This is a genomic window from Dermacoccus sp. BD5 (assembly GCF_044878485.1).
GTDB lineage: Bacteria > Actinomycetota > Actinomycetes > Actinomycetales > Dermatophilaceae > Dermacoccus > Dermacoccus nishinomiyaensis.
Map to the genome: position 1 here is coordinate 217,745 of NZ_JANJER010000003.1, position 22,054 is coordinate 239,798.

16 protein-coding genes and 1 pseudogene are annotated in these 22,054 nt (G+C 67.3%); all 17 read right to left on the reverse strand.

Annotated features, from left to right (window positions below; genetic code table 11):
- Window positions 1-7: 7 nt before the first annotated feature.
- Complete coding sequence (locus NQ706_RS04235) at window positions 8-847, reverse strand: shikimate dehydrogenase (RefSeq protein WP_038568516.1); 840 nt, start codon at window positions 845-847, stop codon at window positions 8-10.
- Window positions 847-2,112 (reverse strand): endolytic transglycosylase MltG, encoded by a 1,266-nt coding sequence (mltG, locus tag NQ706_RS04240; RefSeq protein WP_051805928.1) that lies wholly within the window; start codon window positions 2,110-2,112, stop codon window positions 847-849. Before mltG ends, NQ706_RS04235 begins: the two co-directional genes overlap by 1 nt.
- Entirely contained in the window at window positions 2,105-2,617 is a 513-nt protein-coding gene (gene ruvX / locus NQ706_RS04245; protein WP_038568518.1) for a Holliday junction resolvase RuvX, read from the reverse strand. The genes mltG and ruvX overlap by 8 nt, the downstream gene beginning before the upstream one ends.
- Before the next feature lie 18 nt (window positions 2,618-2,635).
- Window positions 2,636-5,350: an alanine--tRNA ligase gene (gene alaS / locus NQ706_RS04250; protein WP_038568520.1), complete on the reverse strand. Its 2,715-nt coding sequence runs from the start codon at window positions 5,348-5,350 to the stop codon at window positions 2,636-2,638.
- Window positions 5,351-5,555: 205 nt separating this feature from the next.
- Window positions 5,556-7,232: an ABC transporter family substrate-binding protein gene (locus tag NQ706_RS04255; protein ID WP_038568521.1), complete on the reverse strand. Its 1,677-nt coding sequence runs from the start codon at window positions 7,230-7,232 to the stop codon at window positions 5,556-5,558.
- Window positions 7,232-9,358, reverse strand: coding sequence for a dipeptide ABC transporter ATP-binding protein (locus NQ706_RS04260; RefSeq protein ID WP_171969810.1), 2,127 nt, complete (start codon window positions 9,356-9,358; stop codon window positions 7,232-7,234). Before NQ706_RS04260 ends, NQ706_RS04255 begins: the two co-directional genes overlap by 1 nt.
- A complete protein-coding gene (locus NQ706_RS04265; protein ID WP_081873672.1) occupies window positions 9,355-10,356 on the reverse strand; it encodes an ABC transporter permease in 1,002 nt (333 codons plus the stop codon). Before NQ706_RS04265 ends, NQ706_RS04260 begins: the two co-directional genes overlap by 4 nt.
- Before the next feature lie 3 nt (window positions 10,357-10,359).
- Window positions 10,360-11,343, reverse strand: coding sequence for an ABC transporter permease (locus NQ706_RS04270; RefSeq protein ID WP_038568523.1), 984 nt, complete (start codon window positions 11,341-11,343; stop codon window positions 10,360-10,362).
- 160 nt (window positions 11,344-11,503) lie between these two features.
- Window positions 11,504-13,582: a M3 family metallopeptidase gene (locus tag NQ706_RS04275; RefSeq protein WP_051805930.1), complete on the reverse strand. Its 2,079-nt coding sequence runs from the start codon at window positions 13,580-13,582 to the stop codon at window positions 11,504-11,506.
- Between the two features lie 24 nt (window positions 13,583-13,606).
- Window positions 13,607-13,981 (reverse strand): DUF948 domain-containing protein, encoded by a 375-nt coding sequence (locus tag NQ706_RS04280; RefSeq protein WP_006943870.1) that lies wholly within the window; start codon window positions 13,979-13,981, stop codon window positions 13,607-13,609.
- A gap of 112 nt (window positions 13,982-14,093) precedes the next feature.
- The gene (locus NQ706_RS04285; protein ID WP_038568525.1) at window positions 14,094-15,167 is read right to left on the reverse strand and encodes an ABC transporter ATP-binding protein; all 1,074 of its coding nucleotides are present in this window, start codon (window positions 15,165-15,167) and stop codon (window positions 14,094-14,096) included.
- A 2-nt stretch (window positions 15,168-15,169) separates the two neighbouring features.
- Window positions 15,170-16,477 carry an ABC transporter ATP-binding protein gene (locus NQ706_RS04290; protein ID WP_051805932.1) on the reverse strand — a complete coding sequence of 436 codons (1,308 nt, stop codon included), beginning with the start codon at window positions 16,475-16,477 and terminating at the stop codon, window positions 15,170-15,172.
- Between the two features lie 11 nt (window positions 16,478-16,488).
- Complete coding sequence (locus tag NQ706_RS04295) at window positions 16,489-17,508, reverse strand: ABC transporter permease (protein WP_038568526.1); 1,020 nt, start codon at window positions 17,506-17,508, stop codon at window positions 16,489-16,491.
- Window positions 17,509-17,603: 95 nt separating this feature from the next.
- Window positions 17,604-19,319, reverse strand: coding sequence for an ABC transporter substrate-binding protein (locus NQ706_RS04300; protein ID WP_235181925.1), 1,716 nt, complete (start codon window positions 19,317-19,319; stop codon window positions 17,604-17,606).
- A gap of 90 nt (window positions 19,320-19,409) precedes the next feature.
- Window positions 19,410-20,000, reverse strand: a complete 591-nt coding sequence (locus NQ706_RS04305; RefSeq protein ID WP_404360453.1) for an ABC transporter permease — start codon at window positions 19,998-20,000, stop codon at window positions 19,410-19,412.
- A gap of 266 nt (window positions 20,001-20,266) precedes the next feature.
- Window positions 20,267-20,416: pseudogene (locus NQ706_RS04310) on the reverse strand (ABC transporter permease); the annotation flags it as partial.
- A gap of 234 nt (window positions 20,417-20,650) precedes the next feature.
- A complete protein-coding gene (locus tag NQ706_RS04315) occupies window positions 20,651-22,024 on the reverse strand; it encodes a replication-associated recombination protein A (RefSeq protein ID WP_038568528.1) in 1,374 nt (457 codons plus the stop codon).
- Window positions 22,025-22,054 lie beyond the last annotated feature (30 nt).

The following is a 22,054-nucleotide window of genomic DNA, read 5'->3' on the forward strand; positions in this document are numbered from 1 at the left end:
CGGCCGATCATTTCACGGCGGCGCGCCCGGCCTCCATCATGTCCGCGATGGGGGCAGTGTGGCCGGTGAACAGCTCGAACTGTGCCGCGGCCTGGTGCACGAGCATGTCGAGGCCGCTGACGACGGTCGCACCGCGCGCACTCATCGTGCGGGCGAATGCCGTCGGCCAGTCGGCGTAGACGACGTCGAGGACGAACGGCCCGCCGGCCGCGCCGATGCGCAACGACGGGGCGTCGACGACGCGCGCGGCGAGGGCGTCCGCGCCCCCGGCCGGGGACGTCTGGACGACGAGCAGCGCCATGCCGACCGCCCACGCCGCGTCCTCGTCGTCCTCGCGCACGACGCGGGTGCTCATGCCGAGCGAGCGCGCCAGTGCCAGCGTCTCGGGGCGCGCCTGCGCGCGCACGACGAACGTCACCTCGCGCACGCCGAGACGCGACAGAGCGGCGACGACGGAACGTGCCGTCGCGCCCGAGCCGATGACGACGGCGCCCCGGCCACCCGCGCACCCGGCGGCGCGCAGGGCTTCGACGACGCCGTGGACGTCGGTGTTGTCGGCGAACCAACCACCGTCACGCCGCACGAGCGTGTTGGCCGCGCCGACGTCACCAGCGAGCGCCGACGCCTCGTCAGCCACAGCCAACGCCGCTTCCTTGCACGGCATCGTCACCGACAGTCCGACGACATCGTGGTCGAGCCTGGCCACGAATGCGCGCACCTCATCAGCGACGACCTCGGCACGTGCGTACGACCAGTCGTCCAGGCCCGCCGCTCGATACCCCGCCTCGTGCAGCGTAGGCGAGAGCGAATGGTCGATCGGCGAGCCGACGACGAGTGCGCGGGGCATCAGCAGCCGCGTCCGGGGTTGGCCTTGCACCAGGCCTGGAACTTCTTCTCGTTCTCGAGCTGCTGGTCGTAGGTGTCCGCGAACAGCGTCTCGCCGGTGTCGAGGTTGACGGCGACGAAGTACTTCCACGTGCCCGGCGTCGGGTTCGCGGCGGCCTTGATCGCGTCGAGACCGGGGCTGTTGTACGGCGTCGGCGGCAGACCCGCATGCATGTACGAGTTGTACGGGCTCGGGTTGGCGCGGTCGGCGTCGGTCGTCGTCACCGTGCCGCGCTTGTGGATGACGTAGTGGACGCTCGAGTCCATCTGCAGCTTCATCCCGCTCGACAGGCGGTTGTCGATGACGCGGGCCACCTTGCCGTCGTTCGCCGCGTTGGGCGACTCGGCCTGCACGATGCTGGCCTTCGTCAGCACCTTCTGGATCTGGTCGGCCGGGATGTTGAGCGAGTTGATCTGCTCCTTGGTGTTCGTCACCATCGTCTGCAGCTGCTGCTTCGCCGACATCGACTTGTCGAAGTCGTACGTCGAGGGGAACAGCCAGCCCTCGAGCTTGCCGTTCATCGTGCTCGGCAGGCCGAGCTGCGCGGGCGTCACGGCCTCGTACTCACTGACGGGGTGGCCGGTGCCCTTCGACAGCTTCGCGAAGATCTCGCTCTGCCACAGGCCCTCTTGGATGACGATGCCGCCGCCGACGCGGTTCTTCGGGTCCTGCAGCGCGGAGAGCGCCGAATCGGCGCTCTGCTTCTTCCTGAGTTTGTAGACGCCGGGCGTCAGGTTGACGTTCGGTGACGCCGCCATCGCCTCGACGAAGGCCGACGTCGACTTCGTCACCCCGGCCGCGACGAGCGCTGAACCGATCGTGCTGCCCGCGTCACCCTTGTTGATCTTGACCTGGGCGGTCTCGTTCTCCCCCGTGCCCGAGTAGTCGCCCCCTGAGCTGCTGAACGACGGCAGGCTCAGCCCCAGGGTGCGCCACGCGAAGGATCCGGCGGCGACGACGAGGACGAGCGCGAGCGCCAGGGTCACGAGACCGCGGCGCTTGTTCGGGTTGTAGTCGACCTCGCTCGCGCCGGCTGGGCGGAGAGCCTGGGCCTCGCGTTGCGCATCAGCGCGGGCGCGATGTTCGCGTCGCGACTGCAGCCGTCGTGCCTGTGGCAGCTCTGCCCGAGTGGGTGCGCTGCGTTCGCCGTCGCGACGGACGCTCTGGCTGGGGTCGACCTCGTCGTTGCCGCTCCCGAAGAGACGCTCGCGGGGAGAATCAGGCATCGTGGGTGTCACCTTCGCTTGTCCGTCGTCGCGCACGGGGCTTGCGGCCCCCCACCTCGAGGCCGGGCGGCCTTCCGGTGCCACGCTCGGTCTCGAGTGCGGCCTGCAGGATGAGCACGGCGGCTTGCTGGTCGACGTGCTGCCTGTGCTTGCGCCCGGCCACCCCACTGGCGTGGAGCGATTGGTGCGCGGACACAGATGTTAGACGCTCATCGACGAGAATGACGCGAAGCGCGGGCCGAAGACGCTTCAGCGTGTTGGCCCAGGCGCGAGCGGCCTGTGTCGACGCGGTGTCCTCACCCTTCATGTTGAGGGGCAGGCCGACGACGACCTCGAGGGCACGAGCGTCGTCCGCGAGCTCGGCCACGCGCTGCACATCCTTGTCGCTCGCGCTCGCGCGCGCGAGGGTCTCGACGGGCGTCGCCATGATGCCGCCAGGGTCGCTGACGGCGACGCCGACACGCACGGTGCCGACGTCGACGCCCAACCTGATCCCCTCACGCATGACGAGCCCGCCGCACCTTCAGTTCGTGACCGTGCGGCCGACGGTGTGCTCGACCTCGGCGATCGCGGCGCCGAGCTTCGAGGCGTCCTGGCCACCACCCTGTGCGAGGTCCGGCTTGCCGCCGCCACCACCACCGAGCACGCCGGCCGCGACCTTGACGAGGTCACCGGCCTTGACACGCCACTCGCGTGCCGGCGCGTTCGTCGCGATGACGATGACGGGGCGGCCCTTGCTCACGCCGCCGACTGCGACGACGCTCGGCGTCGCGTCGCCGAGCTTGGCGCGCAGGTCCGTCGCCATCGCCCGGGCCGCGTCGGCGTCGATCGCGTCGTCGTGATGACCGATGAAGCGCACCCCGAAGACGTCCTTGGCCTGCTCGACGAGGGAGCCGGCCGCAGCGGCCATCTGCTGCTGCTTGAGGCGCGCGAGCTCGCGCTCGGCGTCCTTGATGCGCGTCAGCATCTCGGAGATCTTGTCCTTGAGCTCACCCGGCTGCGCCTTCGTCATCGACGTGAGGTCGGCGACGAGGGCGCGCTCCTTCGCGAGGTAGCGCATCGCGTCGATCCCGACGAACGCCTCGAGACGGCGCACGCCCGAACCGACGGACGACTCGCCGGTGAGCGTGAGCGCACCGATCTGCGAGCTGTGCGCGACGTGCGTGCCACCACAGAGCTCTCGCGACCAGGGGCCGCCGATCTCGATGACGCGCACCTGCTCGTCGTAGGTCTCGCCGAACAGGGCGATCGCGCCCCACTCCTTTGCCTCGGGCAGCGTCATGTACTGCGCGGCGACGGGTAGGTCACGACGCAGGGCGAGGTTGGAGACCTCCTCGATCTCGCTGCGCGTCTCGGGCGACAGGGCCGAGTTCCACGCGAAGTCGAGACGCAGGTAACCGGGCTTGTTGTACGAGCCGCTCTGCAGCGCCGACGGGCCGAGCACCTCGCGCAGCGCGGCGTGCACGACGTGCGTGCCCGAGTGCGCCTGGCAGGCGGAGATGCGCCATTCGGGGTCGACCTGCGTCTGGACGCCCTCGCCAACGCGGACGGGCCCGTCGAGCACCTCGACCGTGTGCGCGATGAGGCCCTTGACCGGGCGCTGCACATCGACGACCTTGAGGCGACCGGCGGGCGTGACGATGATGCCTTCGTCAGCGATCTGACCACCGGATTCGGCGTAGAACGACGTGCGGTCGAGCACGACCTGGCCGCTCTGACCGGGCTCGAGCTGTTCGACGGCCGAGCCGTTCGCGACGAGGCCGCGCACGCTCGCCTCGGCCTGCAGCGTCTCGTAGGCGAGGAACTCGGTGGCCCCGGCCTCGCGCAGCTGCGTCCAGACGGCGACGTCACCGTGGCCGGCCTTCTTCGCCTTGGCGTCGGCCTTGGCGCGCTGACGCTGCTCGTCCATGAGGCGACGGAAACCGGCCTCGTCGACGCTGACTCCCTGCTCGGCCGCCATCTCGAGGGTGAGGTCGATCGGGAAGCCGTACGTGTCGTGGAGGCTGAACGCCTGGTCGCCGGTGAGGACGGGCTTGTCGCTGCCCGCCTGCTGGTCCGTCGCCTGCCTCGCCTTCGCGACCGCGGTGTCGAGGATCGTCGTACCAGCGACGAGGGTGCGGCGGAATGCCTCCTCCTCGGCGTACGCGATCTGCGAGATGCGCGCGAAGTCGGTCTTGAGCTCGGGGTACGACTGCGACATCCGCTCCATCGAGATCGGGACCAGGTGCGGCAGCGCCGGGTCGGCGTAGCCGAGCAGGCGCATCGCGCGCACCGCGCGGCGCAGCATGCGGCGCAGGACGTACCCGCGCCCCTCGTTGCCCGGCGTCACGCCGTCACCGATGAGCATGAGCGAGCTGCGCACGTGGTCGGCGACGACGCGCAGGTGGACGTCGTCAGGGTGGCTGCTCGCGGCCGACTGGCCCGAGTTCGCGCCGTAGCGCTTGCCCGTCATCTCGGCGGCCATGTCGAGGACGGGGTAGACCTCGTCGATCTCGTAGAGGTTGTCGACGCCCTGCAGCACCGACGCCATGCGCTCCAGGCCCATGCCGGTGTCGATGTTGCGGCGCGGCAGTTCGCCTGCGACGTCGAAGTCAGCCTTGCTGCGCACGGCGGACAGCTCGTACTGCATGAAGACCAGGTTCCAGATCTCCATGTAGCGGTCCTCGTCGACCGCCGGGCCACCCTCGACGCCGTACTCGGCGCCGCGGTCGAAGAAGATCTCCGAGCACGGCCCACCGGGGCCGGGCACGCCCATGCTCCAGTAGTTGTCGTTCGCGTCGCGGCGCGTGATGCGCGCGGCGTCGACGCCGATGACGTCCTTCCAGATCGCGTAGGCCTCGTCGTCGCTCTCGAACACCGTCGGCCACAAACGGTCGGCGTCGAGACCGTACCCGCCCTGGCTCTGATGCGTCGTGAGCAGCTCCCACGCGAACTTGATCGCGTCTTCCTTGAAGTAGTCACCGAAGCTGAAGTTGCCGTTCATCTGGAAGAACGTGCCGTGACGGCTCGTCTTGCCGACCTCTTCGATGTCACCCGTGCGCACGCACTTCTGCACGCTGGTCGCGCGCGTGAACGTCGGCGTGGCCTGACCGAGGAAGTACGGCTTGAACGGCACCATGCCGGCGTTGACGAAGAGCAGGTTGGGGTCGTCGTAGATGAGTGGTGCGCTCGGGACGACCGTGTGGCCCTTGCCTTCGAAGAACTGCAGCCAGCGGCGCCTGATCTCGGCGGTTTCCATCAATCGCCCTCATTCGTGAGAAGTCGTACGGGTGTGCGTCGCTCATCATCCCACGAGTGCGCGCCATTTCCCCATCGTGGCGGGCGGCCCCGTGACCGGCCGGGCGGTGCGAGGCACCGCGGCTCGCGAACGAACGGACGAGGCCCGGCCCCCTGTGCGGGAACCGGGCCTCGCCCGTCATGTCAGACGCGCATCGGCGCTGACGTCACTTCTGCCAACCGATGGTCTCCGGGAACGGGAAGGCGAACACGGACGCACCGACGTTCGCGAGCCCCTTCTTCGTCGCCATGATGACCGGGCCGTTCGTCAGCGGCAGGATGCCGTACTGGTCCATGGCCTGCTTCTCCAGCTTGTTGGCCTCGGCGATCTGCTTGTCCTTGTCGCCGATCTTCGTCAGGTCCTTGAACTTCGGGTCGAGCGACTTGTCCGCGACACCGGACTGGTTCAGGCCAGAGTCCGAGCACCACACCTGGCAGGCGTACGCCACACCGTAAGGGTCGGAGGAGCTGAAGCCCATCGGGAAGAGGTCGAAGTCCTTCTTCGTGATGACGTTCGAGAACTCCGAGGAGGCGCGCTGGTCGATCTTCATGTCGACGCCGATGCCCTTGAGCATCGCCTGCATCGCCGTGGCCTGGGCCTTGTTGACCGGGTCATCACCGAGGTTGACATAGCTGAGGGTCAGCTTCTTGCCGTCCTTGGAACGGACGCCGTCCGAACCGGCCTTCCAGCCCGCCGCGTCGAGGTCCTTCTTCGCCTGCTCGGCGTCGAACTTCGTCGAGACGTTGTTCTCGTAGCCCTTCTGGAAGCTGAAGAGCAGGAACGAGCCGGGCAGCTCCTCCTTGTAGTCGAGACCGTTGAACTCGATCTCGGCGAGCTTGCTGCGGTCGACGCCTTCCATGATGGCCTTGCGAACGGCCTTGTCCGCGAGCAGCGGGCTCTTGCCGTTGAGGGTGAGCAGGCTGTTCGAGGGGTAGGAACCGCGGCGCAGCTCGGTGTTGGGAACATCCTTCACCTGCTGCAGACGGTCCTTGGTCGTCGCGCTCGTCGAGTCGATCTGCCCGTTCTTGAACGCGTTGATGGACGCCGAGGCCTCCATCGTGATGAACGTGCGCTTGTCCAGCTTGCCCTTGTCGCCCCACCACTTCTCGTTGCGGACGAACGAGATGGTGCCGGCCTTCGAGTCGTACTTCTCGATCTTGTACGGGCCCGCGCCGAGCTCGGCGTGCGGGTTGTTCAGGTAGAACTTGTTGAACTGGTCCGCGGAGCTCACCTTCGGGTTGAGCAGGAAGTCGAACAGACCTTCCCACCACACGCCCGGCTGACTGAACGTGATGACGGCCTCGTGGTCGTCCTTGCCCTTCGCCACGGACTCGATGGCCGAGAAGCCATCCGTCGAACTGGGCAGGAACGCCTTGTCCTTGCCGCTGTTGGCCTTCCACGTGTTCTCGAAGGACTTCCAGTCGATCGGCGAACCGTCGTTGTACTTCGCCTTCGGGTTCATCGTGTAGGTGACGACGAGCTTGTCACCCTTGACCTCGCTCTTGGCGCCCTCGATGTAGGCCTTGTTCCAGATGACCTTGCTGCCGTCAGCCGAGTACGTCTTGAGGACGGGGTTGTACCAGCGCCACACGTCCGAGGTGTAGCGGGTGCCGTCCTGCTGGAACGGGTTGAACTGCGGAGAGACCTCGGTCGTGGCGGTGGTGTACGTGCCACCATCCTTGAGGGCCGACGCCGGCTGCTCGTTGTAGCTCTTCTGCAACGAGGTGTTCGTCGTCTTCTTGCTGTCGTCGCCCTTGTCGTCCGACGAGCCCCCGGAACACCCGGTGAGCAGCAGAGCGCTGGCGAGAACGAAGGCGCCGGACGCCGTCTTCATCGACTTCATCAGTGAACTTCCTTTGTGTCGGCCCCGCCTGCGAAGTGACAGGCGTGGGCATGATCGGCGCCGGTCACAGACATGAGCTCGGGCGTCGTGTCCCGGCACAGCTGCTGCTTCGCGTCGTCGAGGGTCTTATACAACGGGCACCGCGAGACGAAGCGGCACCCGGGCTCTGAGGAGGTCGGGCTGGGCAGGTCGCCCGTGAGCAGGATCCGCTCACGGCTACGTTCGACCACCGGGTCCGGCACGGGGATGGCGGACAGGAGCGCCTTGGTGTAGGGGTGCATCGGGCGCTCGAACACGTCGTCGACGGCACCGACCTCGACGATCTTGCCGAGGTACATGACCGCGACCCGATCCGAGATGTGACGCACGACGGCGAGGTCGTGGGCGACGATGAGGTAGCTGAGGCCGAGACGGGCCTTCAGCTCGGCGAGCAGGTTGATGACGCCGGCCTGGATCGACACGTCGAGCGCGGAGACCGGCTCGTCGAGCACGACCGTCTTCGGGTTCGTGGCGAGCGCACGGGCGATGCCGATGCGCTGACGCTGTCCGCCGGAGAAGGCTGCTGGGAAACGGTCGGAGTGCTGCGGGTTGAGCCCGACGAGCGCCATGAGCTCCTCGACCCGCTCGTCGATCTCGTGCTTGCTCGACCCACCGAGCGCGACGAGCGGTTCGCTGATGATGCCGTGCACAGTCATGCGCGGGTCGAGGGCACCCATCGGGTCCTGGAAGACCATCTGGATGTCGCGACGCAGATCCTTGCGCTGCGACCTCGAGGCGTTCTTGATGCTCTGCCCGGCGATCTCGATGTCGCCCGTCTCGGGCTGACCCATCCGCATGATCTCCATGAGGGTGGTCGTCTTGCCCGAGCCGGACTCCCCGACGAGACCGAGGGTCTCCCCCTCGCGCAGGTCGAGGTCGATGCCGGCGACGGCGTAGACCGAGCCGACGCGACGCTTGAGCACGGCGCCCTTCATGAGCGGAAACGTCTTCGTCACGTCGTCCAGGCGCAGGACGCTCGCGCGCTCCTCGCGGGGGATGCCGGCGGCGGGATCCTCGATGACGGGTCGGGGGAAGATGGGTTCGGAGCCGATGAAGCCCCGCCCGGAAATCTCGTCGGCGCGGATGCAGGCCGCACGATGCGTTGCGGAGCCGACGGGACGCAGGGCCGGTTCGCCGTTGCCGCACTCCGCGGTCGCGATCGGGCAGCGCGGGATGAGCGGGCACGCGTCCGGGAGGTCGACGAGCAACGGCGGCGTGCCCTTGATCGGTGCGAGCGCCTCACGCCCCGTCGCGTCGACGCGGGGCACGGCCCCGAGCAGGCCGATCGTGTACGGCATCCGCGGTGCGGCGAAGACGTCGTCCGCCGTCCCCGTCTCGATGAGGCGGCCGGCGTACATGACGCCGACACGGTCGGCCTGACCGGCGACGACGCCCAGGTCGTGCGTGATCATGAGCACGGCGGCGCCCGTCTCACGCTGGGCCTTCTTGAGCACCTCGAGCACCTGGGCCTGCACCGTCACATCGAGTGCGGTGGTCGGCTCGTCCGCGATGATGAGGTCCGGGTTGTTCGCGATGGCCAGGGCGATGACGACACGCTGACGCATACCGCCGGAGAACTCGTGCGGGAACGACTTCGCACGGGTCTTCGGGTTGGGGATGCCGACGAGGTCGAGCAGCGCGACGGCCTGCTCCCACGCCTTCGCCTTGGTGATGTCCTGATGGATGAGGATCGCTTCGACGATCTGGTCACCGACGGTGAAGATCGGCGTCAGCGCCGACAGGGGATCCTGAAACACCATGCCGATGCGCTTGCCGCGCACCTTCGACATCTCCTTGTCGGTGCGTCCCAGCAGCTCTTCACCGTCGAGGGTGATGCTGCCGTCCACCTTCGCGTAGCTCGGCAGCAGACCCATGATGGCCGTGGACGTGACGGACTTGCCCGAGCCGGACTCGCCGACGATGCCGAGCGTCTCACCGCGTGCGATGTCGAAGCTGACGCCGCGCACCGCGTCGACACGCCCCGCTTCGGAGGGGAAGGACACCGCGAGATCCTTGACCGAGATCAGCGGGCTGCTGCCCGCCTTGTCCAGCATGCCGCCACCGGAGACGGAGATCGGGGTGCTCATGCGTTGCCACCAGCCTTGGAGTTCGGGTCGAGCGCGTCACGCAGGCCGTCACCGATGAGTGCCATCGAGACGGTGAGCATGACGAGGAGCAGAGAGGGGAAGGCGAACAGCCACGGCGCGGAGTAGACGGAATTCGCACCGTCGGCGAGCATCGAACCGAGCGACACGTCGGGCTGCTTGATGCCGAACCCGAGGAAGGACAGGCCGGTCTCGCTCATGATGGTGGAGACGACGCCGAGGGTGAAGTTCACGATGAGCAGCGACCCGATGTTCGGGATGACGTGGCGAAGCACCACCTTTGTCGTCGGCACTCCCATGAACTCGGCGGCCGCGACGTATTCGCGTTCGCGCACGGATGTCGAGATCGTCCACACGATGCGGGCCGAGAACACCCAGCCGAAGAGGGTCAGCACGAAGATGAGGACGCGCCAGTCGCCCTGGAAATAGGTGGAGATGAGCGCCAGGATGAGGAAGCTCGGCACCACGAGGAGGAAGTGGATGAGACCGAGCGTCAATTTCTCCAGACGTCCACCCACGTAGGCGGCCCAGGCTCCGACGATCGCCGAGATGATCGTCGTCAGCGCCGACACGCTCACACCGATAATGATGGATCGCTGCAGACCGTGGACGGCCTGGGCGTAGGTGTCGTTGCCCGCCTGGTTGGTGCCGAAGAAGTGGCTACCGCCCGGACCCTGCTGCAGCGTGAGGAAGTCGGGGTCGGTGTAGTTCCACTGCGTGAAGAACCCACCGACGATCGAGAACACGATGAGACCCAGGAGGATGACGAGACCCAGGACGCCGCCCTTGTTGCGCATGAAACGGCGCATGTAGAGCTTTCGGCGGGTGAGCGGAGCGGCGGCGCCGTCGCGCTTGGGGTCGCCCTCGGTCAGCTCAGGGGTGGGCGAACCGTCCGGTAGGCGCGTCTCGCGGACCGTCTCCGGCGAGATGGCGGCCTGTTCCACGCTTTCGGGCTCGATGGGGTTGAAGTCGTTCGTCATGGCTCAGCTCACCCGCACTCGGGGGTCGAGGGCGACGGTCGCGAGGTCCGCGAGGATCGCGCCGATGGCCGTCATGAGGGCGCCGAACGCCGCGATGGCGACGGTGCCGTGGATGTCGTTCTGCCCGATGGTCTGGGTGAAGTACTGCCCCATGCCCTTCCAGGCGAAGATCGTCTCTGTCATGATCGCGCCGGTGAACATCGCCGGGATGGAGAACGCGAGCTGGGCGGCCGTCGGAATGAGCGACGTGCGCAGTCCGTGGCGGCGGATGGCCTCCTGGCGCGTGAGCCCCTTGGCCCGGGCGGTGCGCACGAAGTCCGCGTCCACGGTGTCGAGCAGGAGCGTGCGCTGAGTCATGTGGTAGCTGGCGTAACCCACGAGGATGAGGGTGATCGACGGCAGCACGAGGTGTGCCAGGCGGCTGACGAATGTCGCCCAGAACCCACTGACGTTCGGATCTTGCGCACCGGCGACGTAGAAGACGGTGTGACCGAGCTTCTGGTTGGCCCAGATGCCGAGGAACACGACGCACAGCGCCGCCACCGGCAGGGGGATGTTGAGCGTGATGATCGACGTCGCCTGGGCCACGCGGTCGCCGAAGCGGTACTGGCGAGCTGCGCTGTAGACGGCCAGCGCGATGCCGAGGACCGCACTGAGAATCGTCGCACCGAGCACGAGCTGGGCGCTGATGGCGGCCCGGTAGGCGACCTCAGAGTTGACGTCGACACCCGTCGGCGACTGACCCCAGTCCCAGTGGAAGAACACGCCCTGGAACCACGTCCACCACTTCGTGAAGACCGATTCGTCGGGGTTCAGGTTGTACTGGTCCAGGGAGCGAACGATCTGGTCGTGGCTGAGCGGGGGTCGCCGCGCCAGATAGTTCGACTCGGGCTTCAGGAAGAAGGAAGCCAGGAAGAACGTCAGGTTGGTGGCCACGAAGATCATGACCACCCACCCCAGCGCTTTTCGGAGGATGTAGCGAAGCACGCGGGCGTGTCTCCTTCACGAGACGGTGATGGACGCTGGTCGGAAGGTCTTTCCTTCAGCGGCGATTGAAGAATATGTGGTGGGCGCCGATGATGAACGGCTGGGGGACGGCCCGTGACGACATCGTTACTCACGAAACAAGGACGACATCTGGCCGACATCAGCGCGACCCGGAACTCCTGGCCTCGAGGCCGCGACGGCGGAACATCGGCCCCGGCGACGGCGCCCGGCCGCGGAAGCTCTCGTACGCCCCCATGGGGTCTGCGCCACCGCCCACGCCGAGGATCCGTTCGGCGAACCGCCGTCCGTTCTCGCGCGTCGCTCCCCCGTTCTCGACGAACCACTCGCATGCGTCCGCATCGAGCACCTCCGACCACAGGTAGCCGTAGTACCCCGCCGAGTACCCACCGGAGAAGACGTGCTGAAAGTACGGCGCGGCATAGCGGGAGGGCACGGCGTCGATGTCCAGTCCGTACCGGCGCCGTACCGTCTCGGCCATCTGCTCGACGGACGGCACCTCGTCCTGCTCGGTGAGCAGGTGCCAGGAGAAGTCGAGCAATGCGGCGCCCACCAGCTCACTGGTGGCGAAGCCCTGGTTACAGGTCGCCGAGGCCTCGAGGCGATCACGCACCGCCTCCGGCAGCGTCTCCCCCGTCTCGACGTGCTGGGCGTAGCGCTCGACGACGCTCGGCCACAGCATCCACATCTCGTTGACCTGGCTGGGGAACTCGACGAAGTCCCGTTCGACGTTGGGCCCCGAGACCGACGGGTGACGCACCTGCGACAGCAGCCCGTGCAGGGCATGGCCGAACTCGTGGAAGAACGTCTCCACCTCGTCGAACGTCATGAGGGTGGGCTCCCCCTGCGACGGCCGCGTCACGTTGAGGTTGTTGCAGACGACGGGGGCCTGGCCGAGGAGGTCGTTCTGCTCGACGAGCGAATGCATCCACGCGCCGCCGCGCTTGCTCGGGCGGGCGTACGGATCGAGCAGGTACAGGCCGACGGCGCCCTCGTCCTCGTCGTGCACCTCGAACACGCGCGTGTCCGCGTTCCAGCCCCGCAGATCGGCTCGCGGGGTGAACGTGAGGCCGTACAGCTGCTCGGCCGCGGCGAACACGCCCCGCTCGAGAACACGTTCGAGCTCGAAGTAGGGACGCAGGGCCTCCAGGTCGACGTCGTGATCTCGCGCTCTGACCTGCTCGGCGTAGTACGCGTGATCCCACGACTTGATCGTGTCCACCCCGTCCTCGCGCGCCGTGGCGGCTAGCACCTCGATCTCGGCGCGGGCGTTCTCGCCGGCGGCACGCGCGATGGGAGCGAGCATGTCGAGCACCGCCTCAGGCGTCCTGGCCGTGCTGTCCGCCGTCGCCCACGCGGCGTGGCTGTCGAAGCCAAGCAGCGCGGCTCGACGGGCACGCAGGCGGGCGATGTCCCGAACCAGCTCCCGCGTGTCGTTCTCGTCGCCGCGACTGCACCGCGCCGTCGACGCCGTCATGATGCGTCGACGCAGGTCACGATCACGCAGACGCGCGAGGTAGGGATGTCCCGTCGGATACGTGAGAGGGATGACGTAGCCGCCGCCGCCCTGCTCGGGCCGTGCCAGGGCGTCGATCTCGGCGTCGTCGAGGCCTGCGAGGCTCGAACGCTCCTCGACGACGACGGCCAGGGCCGCGGTGTCGGCCAGCAGGCGGCGGTCGAACTCGGCGCCGAGTGTCGCGAGCTCGCCGTTGATCGCCTTGACCTGCTCGGCAGCCTCCGGGGTGAGCGCCGCGCCGGCAAGCGTCATCGCCTTGATCCGGCGCTCCACGACGTGGCTCTGCTCGGGGCTCATCGTGGCGTCGCCGGCTCGAACCTCGCGCAGCTTCTCGAGCAGGGCAGCATCGACGTCGACGAGGTCCGCCAGGGCGGCGACGCGCGGTGCGAGCTCGTCCTCGAGGGCCTGCAACGGCGGTGTCGTGTCAGAACCGGTCAGGGTGTAAAGCGGCGCCAACACGCGTTCGGTGGCCGCGTGATCGCGTTCCAACGGCTCGACGACGTCGACGAACGTCGCTGGTGTCTGTGGCTGCGTGATGTCCGCGAGGGTGCGCCGCACCTGCTGCTCGAGATGCTCGAAGGCCGGGACGAAGTGCTCGGCGCGGATGCGTTCGAAGGGCGGCAACTCGAACGGCAGGTCGCTGCGCGTCAGCAACGGATTGGTGGAAGCGTCGTCCGTGACGGGGCCGGTCGTGATCTGGGTCATGGGGTGACCCTAGCCGCGCAGCACTCAGAATCGGCGCGGCGTCCCCGGGGTCTTTCCGCTCATTGCCGTCTTGATGGTGTAACCGACGGAGGCGACCTTCAGCATGGGGCGCCCGACCGTCGCCACGGTCAGCGACGTCAGGGCGTTGAGATTATTCGTCATCGTGGCGAGGTTGGCCGTGATTGCGTCGAGGCGCTCGACCTGGGTGTTCGCGGCTGCGACGGTCGAGGTCATCTCCGTGATGAGCGGCAACGTCTCGTCGCTCACCTTGCGCACCGCGGCGCTCGCCTCGTCGAGAACGGCACCAGCCTTGCCGATGACACTGCCGAGGCGCCACACGAGCACGGCGAACGCGACGGCGGCGATGAACCCCGCGATCTGTCCGAGCGTCAGGTCCACGTCATCTCCTTCTCCGAGCGCGCATGTCGCGCTGCCACCAGGTTACGGGGTGCACACGGCCGCCAGGCCCGCCCCGGTGTGGGACGGGCCTGACGGCTTCGAGCGGGTGACCTCACACGATGTCGGCGCGCACCTCCGGGAAGTGGCACGCGACGCGGTGGCCGGGCGCGACCTCGACGGGCTCGGGCACGACCTGAGCGCACAGATCCTGTGCCTTCGGGCAGCGCGTGCGGAACACGCAACCCGACGGCGGGTTCTGCGGGCTCGGCAGGTCGCCCTTGAGCAGGATGCGCTCGCGCTTGCCCTTGAGCGTCGGGTCCGGGATCGGCACGGCCGACAGCAGCGCGTGCGTGTACGGGTGCTGCGGGCGCTCGTACAGCGTGTCGCGGTCGGCGTCCTCCATGACCTTGCCGAGGTACATGACGACGACGCGGTCGGAGATGTGACGCACGACGGACAAGTCGTGGGCGACGAAGACGTACGCCATCTTGTCGCTGTCCTGGATCTCCTCGAGCAGGTTGACGACCTGGGCCTGGATCGACACGTCGAGCGCCGAGACCGGCTCGTCGCAGACGATGACCTGCGGCTTGAGGGCGATCGCTCGCGCGACACCGATGCGCTGACGCTGACCACCGGAGAACTCGTGCGGGTAGCGGTTGTAGTGCTCGGGGTTGAGCCCCACGCGCGACATGAGCTCCTGCACCGCGTTCTTCACGCCGCCCTCGGGCTTGACGCCCTGGATCTCGAACGGCGCCGAGATGATCTTGCCGACGGTGTGACGCGGGTTGAGCGAGCCGTGCGGGTCCTGGAACACCATCTGCAGTTCACGACGAATGCGCCGCAGGTCGCCGCCCTTGAAGTCGGTGATGTCCTCACCGGCGAACTCGATCCGGCCGCCCGTGGGCTCGAGGAGCTTGAGCATCGTGCGACCGGCGGTCGACTTGCCACAGCCCGACTCGCCGACGAGGCCGACCGTCTCACCGCGGTGGACGACGAGGTCGATGCCGTCGACGGCCTTGACGGGGTTGTCGGGGCGCCGGATGAGGCCCGCCTTCTTCTGCGGGAAGTGCTTCTGCAGCCCGGTGACGCGCAGCACCTCTTCTCCGACGGCGACCTGGGTCGCGCCGGCGAGAGCGTCCTCGGGTCCCGGCGTCACGCTCGTCGCGTGCGTGTCTGCGTTGGTCATGCTCAGTCTCCAACCTTGGTCGCGCCGTGGGCGTCCGCGGCACCGGCACTCCCGGTGTGGGCCGCACCGGTCGTGGAAGCCGCGTCGGCGCCGTCGATCGTGCGGGTCTGCGCGGGCTTCATGTGCTCGGCCTTCTGCTCTGCGGTCAGGAAGCAGCGGGCTTCCTGGTCGCCGAAGTGGCGCAGATCGGGCATCTCGGTGTCGCAGCGATCGCCCGGCACGAGGTGCTTGAACGCGCAACGCGGCGCGAACGAGCAACCCCTCGGCAGGTTGATGAGCGACGGCGGGTTGCCGGGGATGGGGTCGAGCTGCTCGCGACGTGCCTCGTCGAGACGGGGCATCGAGTTGAGCAGACCCACGGTGTACGGGTGCTGCGGCGTCGCGAACGTGTCGTAGACGTCACCCTTCTCGACCGGACGCCCGGCGTACATGACGAGCAGGTCGTCCGCGACGTCGGCGACCACGCCGAGGTCGTGGGTGATGATGATGATCGCGGACTTGAACTCCTGCTGCAGGTCGAGCATGAGGTCGAGGATCTGCGCCTGCACCGTCACGTCGAGTGCCGTCGTCGGCTCGTCAGCGATCAGCAGCTTCGGGTCGTTGACGAGCGCCATCGCTGTCATCGCCCGTTGACGCATACCGCCCGAGAACTCGTGGGGGTACTGATCGACTCGCTTCTGCGGCGACGGGATGCCGACGCGGGCGAGCATGTCGATCGTGTGCTCACGCGCCTCCTTCTTCGACGCCTTGGGGTGGTGCACCTTGTAGGCCTCGATGATCTGCGCGCCCACCGTGTAGTACGGGTGAAGCGCCGACAGCGGGTCCTGGAAGATCATTGCCATCTTGCGCCCGCGCAGCTCGCGCATGCGGTCTTCCTTGATGGTGAGCAGGTCGTCACCGTCGAAATCGATCGCACCGGAGATCTGAGCGTTCGTCCCACGGTTGAGGCCCATGATCGTCGTCGACGTCACCGACTTGCCGGAACCCGACTCACCGACGATGCCGAGCGTCTGACCCTCGTACAGGTCGAAGCTCACGCCGTCGACCGACTTGACGATGCCGTCATCGGTCGGCCAGTGCACCTTGAGGTCGCGCACCGACAGCAGCGGTGTGCCACTCTTGTCGACCTGCTTCTTGCCGGGCTTGGCGCCCGAGTCCGTGAACTTCTCGCGGCCCACGCCATGGCCCGCGCCGTGCCCGGGGACCTTTGCGGCCGCGGTGGCGACGACGTCGCCGGCCTTGTCAACGAGAGCTTCGGCCTTCTCGCCGACGACGGAGTCGTCGACCTTCTTCTTGAGCTTGTCGAACATGGTCTCTCTCCTCAGGCCAGCTTCACGCGCGGGTCGACCACGGCGTAGAGGCAGTCGACGATGATGTTGGCCACGATGACGAGCGCCGACAGGACCACGACGATACCGACGGTGGTCGGCAGGTCGGGCGACGCCGAGGCCGAGGCCACCGCGAGCTTGCCGAGTCCGTCGTAGTTGAAGACCGTCTCGGTGATGGGCGCGCCGCCGACGAGCAGGGCGAAATCGATGCCGGCCATCGTCATGATCGGGGTGATCGCCGCGCGCATCGTGTGCTTCCACAGCGTCTTGCCCTTGGACAGGCCCTTGGCCTTGGCAGTGCGTAGGTAGTCCTCACTCATCGTCTCGAGGACGTAGGCGCGCGTCATGCGGACATAACCCGCGGCGGTGAAGAGCGCGAGCGTGAGCGCCGGCAGGATCAGGCCTTGCAGCCAGCCGCCGACACCACCATCGGCGATGCTCTGGTATTCGGGCACCGGCACGATGCCCCACTTCAACGCGACGAACTGGTAGAGCAACAGACCGATGGCGAAGGTGGGCAGCGAGTAGAACAGCAGCGCCGATCCCACGAGAATCTTGTCGACGATGCCACCTCTCGTCAGCGCCGCGAGGATGCCGAAGCCGACACCCATCACGAGGGTCAGCGCGAACGACACGACCGCGATGGACAGGGAGATGGGGAAAGCTTGCTTGATCTCGTCGGTCACGCTCATGGACGCGAGGGGCGAGTAGCCCAGGCACGGGGCGTCACACTTGGCGATCGTCTCGGGCGCCTTGCGCTTGAGTTCCTGGTCAGCGGGGAACTCACGGCCGGTCACGGTTCCCTTGACGAAGTCCGTCCACTGGTTGATGACGGGCTTGTCGTACCCGAGTGCCTTGCGGTTCTGCTCGATGAGCTGGGGCGAGCAGTTCTTGCCGCAGGTTTGCTTCGCTGGGTCCTTGCCTGCAGCGAAGAAGAGCACGAACGTCACGAGCGTGACCATGAGCAGCATGATCAGACCCGAGAACAGTCGGCGGATGACGTAAGCAACCATGAGCTTCCGCCCTTTCGGGCAGTCCTCTCCAACGGGGAACGGGTGGGTTCGTTGAGTGGCCGGCGACCGGCCAGGTGGTGATCAGAGTCAGGCGGTCACTTCTTGACGCCGACCGAACCGAGGTCCGGGTACATCGAGGTAGCCGGGTTGTCGATGTAGTTCGTCACGTTGGATCCCCGCAGGAGGTAGAACTTCTGGCTCTCCAGCGGGATGTAGGCGACGTCCTCGCCGAGCTTCTGGTCGATCTTCTTGTAGATCTCGCCCGCGGCGTCGACGGAGGTGGCCTTGGCCGCCTCGTCGATCATCTTGTTGACCTCGTCCGACTTGTAGTTGCCGTAGTCCTGACCGTTCGACTTCGCCGTCAGGTTGATGCGGCTGTCGAACAGGGCGGGGATGACCGTGCTGGCCGACGGCCAGTCGGCGCCCCAGCCACCCCAGAAGACGTCGCCGTCGGCGTTCGGGTTCTGGATGACGTCGTAGTACGTGTCGGTCAGCTCGTTCAGGGTGACCTTGAAGCCGGCCTTCTCCCACGTGTCCTTGAGCGCAGCAGCCTGCTTCTGCGACGTCGGCGTGCCACCGGAGTAGGTGAACTTGATCGACGGGTTCGGCTGGCCGGCTTCCTTGAGGAGCTTCTTGGCCTCTTCGATGTTGCCGCCCGTGCCGTACTTGAAGGCCGGGTTCTTGGCGTAGGCCGTGGTCAGAGCCGGGTTGATGATCGAGTAGGCGTTCGTGTAGGCCTTGTCGCCACCGCCGGCCTTGATCCAAGCGTCCTGGCTCGTCGCGGCCAGGAGTGCCTGACGCACCTTCGGGTTCGTCATCTTCTTGAAGTTCGGGACGAGGTAGTCGACGTACGGCGACTGCGGGTTCGTCGAGCGGTCCGCGATCTTGCCCGTGACCTGGCCGTACATCGACGGCGGCACCGCGCGGTCCGTGACGGCGTTCTTGTCGTTGCCCGAGTCGGCGATGAGGCGCTGGTTGATGACCTCGTTCGTCAGGCCCTCCTGGAAGACGATCTTGTCCGGAAGAGCCTTGCGCACGCCGTCGGTCTTGGCGTCGTAGTTCTCGTTGCGGACGAACGTGCCGCCCTTGCCCTTCTGCCACGTGCCCTGCAGCTTGTAGGGGCCGTTCGCGAAGACGGCGTAGTTGCTCTTGTCTCCCTTGTCCTGATCCTTGCGGTAAGGGTCGAAGGCGCGCAGCGAGGCCACCGCGAGGTTGAAGTCCGGCCACGCCTTGTTGAACTTGTACGTGATCGTCTTGCCATCGCAGGTGACGGCCTTGTCGAAGTCGGCCTGGCCGGCCTTCTTGTAGGGGCCGTTGTAGACGGGCAGGCCGTCCTTCTGCGGCACGTCGAGGAAGCCGAGCGCGTAGTTCGGGCCACCCGTGATGACGTCGGTCGCGAAGCTGCGGCTCAGGCCGTACTTGAGGTCGTCACACGTGATGTCCTTGCCGTCCTGCCACTTCACGCCGTCCTTGAGCGTGAAGCTCCACTTCTTGCCGCCGTCGCTCATCTTGCCCGTGTCGGTCGCGAGGTCAGCCACCGGCTTGTCGGCCTTGGCGGCGTCCTCGGTGACCGGCATCTGCACGAGCGAGCGGTACGTGAGGCGGCCCATGTCGGCGATGTCGCGGCCGATGTACATGCGCTGCGGGTCGAGGTGCTCAGCAGGACGCTTCGACAGGTAGTAGAGCGTGCCGCCCTTGCCGCCACCTTCACTCGAGCTGCCCTTGTCGTCGCTCGAGCCGCCACCGCACGCGGCGAGGCTCATCGAGCCGGCGATCGCCACGGCGAGGATGGAATACGACTTCTTGTTCATCGTCATCTCCTTGATGAAGAAGGATCCGCCGAGGCGATCCAACTGACCTGACCGGACGTGGTCAGGAAAATGAGGGGTGAGCCGGCTGGCTCAGTGGCGGTCGGCCTTGGGGTCGAGCGCGTCGCGCAGACCGTCTCCGACGAGGTTGAAGCTCAGCACCAGGGCCGCGATCGTGAACACCGGCGCGAAGAAGTACAGCGGGTCCTGGTTGAGGTAGTTCACCGAGTCGGTGATGATGTTGCCCAGCGTCGGGGTCGGCGCCTTGATACCCACGGTGAGGTAGCTCAGGGCTGCCTCGGCCGAAACGAAGGCCGGGAACAGCAGCGTGGCGTAGACGAGGATCGGGGCCCAGAGATTCGGTAGCAGTTCGGTGAAGTACACCCGCTTGTTGGTGGCTCCGAGGCTGCGGGCCGCCTCTACGAACTCGCGGTTGCGCAGGGTCATGACCTGGCCGCGGATGATGCGGGCGAAGGTCGGCCAACCGAAGAGACCCAGCACGAGGATGACGTAGATTCCAGCCGCCACGTTGTCGTCCGAGACACCCATGCTCTTGATGCGTGCGATGAAGGTTCCGGACAACGCGAGCAGCATGAGGGTCTGCGGGAAACACAGCACGAGGTCGATGAGGCGGGTGCCGAGGAAGTCGACCTTTCCTCCAGCGAATCCGGATGCCAGTCCCACGACGAGCCGATGATGACGGCGACGAGCGTCGCGCACAGGCCGACAACCACGGAGAACGTGATGCCGTACAGCAGGCGCGACAGCGTGTCGGTACCGCTGCCCGGGACCACGCCGAGCCAGTGCTCCGCGCTCATGCCGCCCCAGGAACCCTTGGGACTCGAATCAGCGTTGATGAGGTCCTGATGGTTGGTCAGCGGGTCGAGAATCTTCAGCTTGACGAGGATGGGCGCGAGGATCGCAGTGAGGACGAAGAGACCTGCGACGGTCATCGCCGCCAGAGTGGCCTTGTCGCGCTTGAGTCGAGACACGGCGATCTGACGAAGCGAACGACCTTCGATCGCCTTGGGCTCCTCGGGCGTCTGGGGTTCGGCCCCATCGGGACCCATCCCTTCGAGCGCGGGATCGCCGGTGACCATTGCCAAGGCTTCGTCCTTCCGTCTCGGGGCGCTCGGTGCGCGCTCCGCCTGTCACACGCGGCCCGGCGGTTGGCCGAGCTCGTCATGCACCCCAGATCATGCCCCATCGAAATTGTGATTCCAGCCTCAAAGTACGAGGGTCACCAGATCGTTACCTTTGACCCGCGAATGGCCGCAGGTGTAACACCGCGTTAACGAAACACGCGATTCTGCAACATCACGCAGTGAGCTGCATCACGTTGCACTCTCACCCCCGCGGATGGCGGCGCGCAGGCGTCGCCATCGCTCCCCCAGCCGCTCCTCCCACCCCCGCGACGTCGGGTGGTAGTAGTCCGCATCGGGCAGCAGGTCGTCCGGCAGGAACTGCTGCGGGCCGACGCCGTCCGGTTCATCGTGCGTGTATGTGTATCCGGCCCCGTGCCCCAACTGCGTCGCCCCGGCGTACCCCGAACCGCGCAGATGCGGCGGCACGGCGCCGCCGCGGCCCGCCCGGACGTCGGCGATGGCGGCGTTGATCGCCGCGTACGCCGCATTCGACTTCGGCGCGATCGCGTTGTGCACGACCGCCTGCGCGAGGATGATCCGCGCCTCCGGCATGCCGATCTGCGCGACGGCGTGCATCGCCGCCACCGCCGTCTGCAGCGCCGTCGGATCCGCCATCCCCACGTCCTCGCTCGCGGCGATGACGATGCGCCGCGCGATGAATCGCGGATCCTCGCCCGCCTCGAGCATGCGTGCCAGATAGTGCAAGGCGGCGTCGACGTCGGAGCCGCGCATCGACTTGATGAGGGCGGAAGCGACGTCGTAGTGCTGGTCACCGGCGCGGTCGTAGCGCACCGCGGCTGCCGCCATCGCCTGCTCGACGTGGGCGAGCGTGATGGTCTTCTCCCCCGCGTCCGTCGCCACCCCGGCGCCCGCCTCGAGAGCCGTGAGCGCCCTCCGGGCGTCACCGCCGGCCATGCGGACGAGGTGATCGCGCGCGTCGTCGTCGAGGGTGAATCGCTCGTCGAGACCTCGCTCGTCGACGAGTGCCGCGCCGATGACGTCCGCGATCTGCGCGTCGTCGAGCGAGGTGAGCGTGACGAGCACCGAACGCGACAGCAGCGGGGCGATGACGCTGAACGACGGGTTCTCCGTCGTCGCGGCGACGAGGATGACGGTGCGGTTCTCGACGCCGGGCAGCAGCGCGTCCTGCTGGGCCTTGCTGAAGCGGTGGATCTCGTCGAGGAACAGGACCGTCGAACGGCCGTACATCGCGAGGTGGCGGCCCGCCTCCTCCATCGCCTGACGCACGTCCTTGACGCCCGCCGTGATCGCCGACAACTCGACGAACCGGCGTTCCGCGCTGTTCGCCGCGAGGTGCGCGAGCGTCGTCTTGCCCGTTCCGGGCGGCCCCCACAGGATCGCGCTCATCGGCCCCGCCGCACCCGCCTGACCCTCGATGAGACGCCGCAGCGGCGACCCGGGCTTGAGCACATCGCCCTGCCCACGCACCTCCTCGAGGGTGCGCGGGCGCATGCGCACCGCGAGCGGCGCCATCGCCGACGCCCCAGCGCTGCCCGAGGTTCGTTCACCTTCGAGGCGGCTCGAGAACAGGTCATCACTCATGGCTGCAGTCAACCAGCCACCACCGACAAG

What these genes read in the sequence shown, in the direction of transcription:
- ruvX (WP_038568518.1), bottom strand. Translation starts at nt 2,617, where the DNA reads ATGCGTGAGGGGATCAGGTTGGGCGTCGACGTCGGCACCGTGCGTGTC.
- alaS (WP_038568520.1), bottom strand. Translation starts at nt 5,350, where the DNA reads ATGGAAACCGCCGAGATCAGGCGCCGCTGGCTGCAGTTCTTCGAAGGC.
- NQ706_RS04290 (WP_051805932.1), bottom strand. Translation starts at nt 16,477, where the DNA reads ATGTTCGACAAGCTCAAGAAGAAGGTCGACGACTCCGTCGTCGGCGAG.
- NQ706_RS04265 (WP_081873672.1), bottom strand. Translation starts at nt 10,356, where the DNA reads ATGACGAACGACTTCAACCCCATCGAGCCCGAAAGCGTGGAACAGGCC.
- NQ706_RS04255 (WP_038568521.1), bottom strand. Translation starts at nt 7,232, where the DNA reads ATGAAGTCGATGAAGACGGCGTCCGGCGCCTTCGTTCTCGCCAGCGCT.
- NQ706_RS04300 (WP_235181925.1), bottom strand. Translation starts at nt 19,319, where the DNA reads ATGAACAAGAAGTCGTATTCCATCCTCGCCGTGGCGATCGCCGGCTCG.
- NQ706_RS04315 (WP_038568528.1), bottom strand. Translation starts at nt 22,024, where the DNA reads ATGAGTGATGACCTGTTCTCGAGCCGCCTCGAAGGTGAACGAACCTCG.
- NQ706_RS04295 (WP_038568526.1), bottom strand. Translation starts at nt 17,508, where the DNA reads ATGGTTGCTTACGTCATCCGCCGACTGTTCTCGGGTCTGATCATGCTG.
- NQ706_RS04285 (WP_038568525.1), bottom strand. Translation starts at nt 15,167, where the DNA reads ATGACCAACGCAGACACGCACGCGACGAGCGTGACGCCGGGACCCGAG.
- NQ706_RS04260 (WP_171969810.1), bottom strand. Translation starts at nt 9,358, where the DNA reads ATGAGCACCCCGATCTCCGTCTCCGGTGGCGGCATGCTGGACAAGGCG.
- NQ706_RS04235 (WP_038568516.1), bottom strand. Translation starts at nt 847, where the DNA reads ATGCCCCGCGCACTCGTCGTCGGCTCGCCGATCGACCATTCGCTCTCG.
- mltG (WP_051805928.1), bottom strand. Translation starts at nt 2,112, where the DNA reads ATGCCTGATTCTCCCCGCGAGCGTCTCTTCGGGAGCGGCAACGACGAG.
- NQ706_RS04275 (WP_051805930.1), bottom strand. Translation starts at nt 13,582, where the DNA reads ATGACCCAGATCACGACCGGCCCCGTCACGGACGACGCTTCCACCAAT.